This window comes from Daejeonella sp. (genome assembly GCF_036405355.1).
In the GTDB taxonomy this organism is placed as follows: Bacteria; Bacteroidota; Bacteroidia; order Sphingobacteriales; family Sphingobacteriaceae; genus Daejeonella.
The window spans coordinates 1-3,609 of sequence record NZ_DASWXT010000061.1; the positions used below are offsets into that span (position 1 = coordinate 1).

Annotated in this window: 4 protein-coding genes; all 4 read right to left on the reverse strand. The window is 39.7% G+C overall.

The features are described 5' to 3' along the window. Positions 1-158: 158 nt before the first annotated feature. Positions 159-1,079 carry a dihydrodipicolinate synthase family protein gene (locus VGE44_RS07815; RefSeq protein WP_331077657.1) on the reverse strand — a complete coding sequence of 307 codons (921 nt, stop codon included), beginning with the start codon at positions 1,077-1,079 and terminating at the stop codon, positions 159-161. A gap of 22 nt (positions 1,080-1,101) precedes the next feature. Next, entirely contained in the window at positions 1,102-2,214 is a 1,113-nt protein-coding gene (locus VGE44_RS07820) for a pyridoxal-phosphate dependent enzyme (RefSeq protein WP_331077659.1), read from the reverse strand. Next, the gene (locus VGE44_RS07825; protein ID WP_331077661.1) at positions 2,211-3,026 is read right to left on the reverse strand and encodes an SDR family oxidoreductase; all 816 of its coding nucleotides are present in this window, start codon (positions 3,024-3,026) and stop codon (positions 2,211-2,213) included. Before VGE44_RS07825 ends, VGE44_RS07820 begins: the two co-directional genes overlap by 4 nt. Then, positions 3,019-3,609, reverse strand: a 591-nt coding sequence (locus tag VGE44_RS07830; protein WP_331077663.1) for a succinylglutamate desuccinylase/aspartoacylase family protein, incomplete at its 5' end; no start/stop codon positions are given. The genes VGE44_RS07830 and VGE44_RS07825, both read right to left, overlap by 8 nt.

The following is a 3,609-nucleotide window of genomic DNA, read 5'->3' on the forward strand; positions in this document are numbered from 1 at the left end:
ATCACCACTTTGTATTGCCGGGGAAAATGGCAAATGGCTCCGGGGAATATTTGAACCGGTTATTTTTTTCTTAGTGATCATATTTACTTTTATACGTTATACCTTTGATTTTCGAAGTTCTACTTCTGTTCTATAATAAAATGAGTTTGAGGCTCAGCTTAGGACGAAATTTTGTTACTTTCTTCCAATTTTCCTGCAATTGCCTCCAGACTATCAACAATTTCGATAACTTTTTGTTCGTCCCACTCTTTATGAGTATTTCCAAGGGGTGCTTTGGTAGGCCCTATATCAATGTTATATTTTATTAACATTGCTTTTCTGAGAAAAGTCCAGATATCTGTAATCACTAATTGAATTATTTTCTGAAATTCAAGCATAAACTCTTTAGCAAGGTCATACTCTCCATTTGTAAATGCAGTTAATATTTGCTTACATTGTACTCCCCAAAGATTATAAAATGTACCGATAGCACCCACTGTACCGCAAAGTGAGGCATGACACAACAGCTCATCAGAACCGCTGAACAACTTCAAACGATCTCCTGCATGATTATGAATCAGGCTGATCTCTAATAACTGACTTGTTGTCAATTTCATTCCAGATACATTTGGGATTTCAAATAAGTTATTGATAAAGCTGAGGGTGTCGCCAGGTATGGAGTTATTACCTAACTGGTAAGGAAAGAATGGAAGATCGGTTGATGTTGCTATTCTTCTATAATGTTCCATTGCCATTGCTGCGGGTCCGGGAAAGTAAATAGGACCAACAGAGGAAATTCCATCCACTTTGCAGGTTTGGGCATGTTTCGCCAATCTTACTGATTCGTCAGTTGTTAATGCCCCCACCTGTACAATTACCGGGATCCTGCGATTTACTGCCTCACTTACAACCTCGACGACTTTCTTTCTCTGCTCCTCTGTAAAAAGGACTCCCTGCCCCGTAGAACCTAAAATGTATAAGCCATCTAAATTCTGAGCGATTAATAACTCAGTTAACCTGCTTAGTTCATCGAAATTTGGCTGACCATCTATTTGTACCGGAGTAAACATTGCAGGCCATAGACCTTGAAATTTATTCATTTTATTATAATTATTATTGTTGTTAAATGATTGAGTTTACTTGAAAACTTATATAGTTAAAACATTCTTTACTATCTGAAAAATAATGGTCTGCTGTATTGGCAGCAATTCTATCCGTTGAAACAGGATCTTTAAAGCCATGACCCGTAATCAAGCATACGACATGATCATTTTTCTTTATTTCCTGATTTTCTAATGCAAGTTTCACACCTGCAAGAGCAACGGCGCCGGCAGGCTCACAAAAAATGCCTTCATCTTTTGCCAATTCTTCCTGGCATTGATATATTGATTGGTCGGATACTGCGTATCCCATGCCCTTTGCTTCCTTAGATATACTCATAACTTCATTTCCATCCAGTATATTCGGAACCTGCAAGCCACTTATTGTAGTTGTGCTCCCAGAAATCTCCAGAGCACCCGAAAGACCTACCCTTAAGGGTCCTGAAATTGTATCATTCCCTTCAGGTTGTACACAATGCACCCGTGGAATTCTGAAATCAGGCATATGATCCTTCCATATATCAAAGCCCTTCAAAAGAGCCAGAGTTAAGCCTCCACCTCCTGCTGGAGAGAATATATGGTCGGCTTTGTCCTGCAAACTCTCAGCAATTTCATAAGCAATAGTCTGCACACCCGCCATTCCAACAGGGCTATACTTATATGCACTGATTTGAATGATAGTCTCATGCATTTCAGCTAACTCTGCCAATTGATCCATGACATTCTTACTGACAATTACATCTGTTCCAAACCCTCTGACCATCAGCGTTTCACACCCATAGACTTGCATTTGTTTCATCTTCCCTAACGGAGCTCCATCAACAACTGTCAGCAAACACTTTATCCCCGCTGCTGCACAATAAGCAGCTAAGGCCGCACCTGTATTTCCACTTGAAGTAGCCAAGCAAAACTTCATTCTTTTTTGCAGCAGATCAGAAACTGCGATTGTAGCGAACCTGTCTTTATAAGACCCGGAAGGATTAAGCATTTCCAGCTTAAAATACAAATTATCAATACCCATTGCCGGCCCCAATCTTTTTGATCTGACCAATGGTGTTCCACCTTCTCCTAATGTTAATTTACAGCTCTCCTCTATCTGAGGAAGTAAATGGCTGTATTTCCAGATTCCTTTCAAAATTCCTGTGGATATTGTAGTTTTTTCAATGGGTAAGAATTAAAATTATGGAGGAATCCTCCATCAACAAGAAGGCTTGTTCCTGTTATAAAAGATGCTTCGGTAGTTGAAAGCCAGTAGGATACATTCGCTATCTCTTCTACCGTTCCAGCTCTTCCTAGAGGTGTGTTCTCATTCATACTGTCTGTTAGCTTCTGACTAACATTATTCCCTTGCTCATCCAAATAATCATTACTCAAATCTGTTTTTATATTCCCCGGATTTACTGAGATTACTCTGATATTTTTAGGCCCATACAATACGGCAAGCTCAAATGTCAGGCTCTCAAGTCCTCCTTTACATGCTATATAAGCCGGGCTATTACCCCCTGCTCTATTGGACATTACACTTGAAATATTAATAATAACCCCTCCTATATTTAATTCTTCCATTGCATTTGCTGCGTATTTAGCTAAAAATGCCGGAGCAGTTAAACAAATCCGGATTGTTTTTTCCCAGTTATCCAATGATATCGTCCTCATAGTCTCAATGGTTCTCCAGGCGGCATTATTTATAAGGACATCTATTCTACCCCATTGCCTGACAGTATCTGCAACAATCTGCCTTAAAAACTCTTCCCTTGCAAGATCACCAGCAAAAAGGAGCACTTCTGTGCCATATCTTTGCTCAATTTCAAGCTTAAGCTGATCCAATTCTTCCAGATTCCTTCCAACTAGTACAACATTGTAGGTGTTAGCTGCAAACTTCAAAGCTGTACTCCGGCCAATACCTTTTGATGCACCCGTTATTATGGCTACTTTATTACTACTCATAAATAACTCTTTCATTTAAAGTTCCCATTGGCAGTATCCCGCCTAATGCATCACCTTGTTTAACTTTCACCATTGTTCTCAGCAAAAAAACCAAACCATCTGTATCTGCATACAGATTAACCGGCTTACCGGAATAAGATTCGATAACTTTTCCAAATAATTCACCCGCTTTGACCTTATCTCCAATTTTTACTTTGGAAATAAATATCCCATCTACAGGTGAAGGCATTTTACCCTGTAAATAACCACTATCCTGACGATAATCTTCAATCCAGTATTTGTCACACAATGCTGGACTAGTAATTGGATCCTCAAGCATATTCAGATACCTCAGCACATTCATAACTCCGGCTTTATACTCCTCGATTACCTTAGGCCTGATTCCAGTACCTCCTCCATATTCTACATAAATAGCCGGAACTTCCAAATCCCTTGCCACAGAAAGTGTCCTGCCTTCGGGTCTGTAATCAGTTCCCCAAACTAAAGGAAGATCAAATGCGAATGCCATCTCCTGTTGCTTTTTGAGCACTTTGGGGGAAGGATGCAGCATATACCCTGCCAATGGATAAATATCATAAGCCAG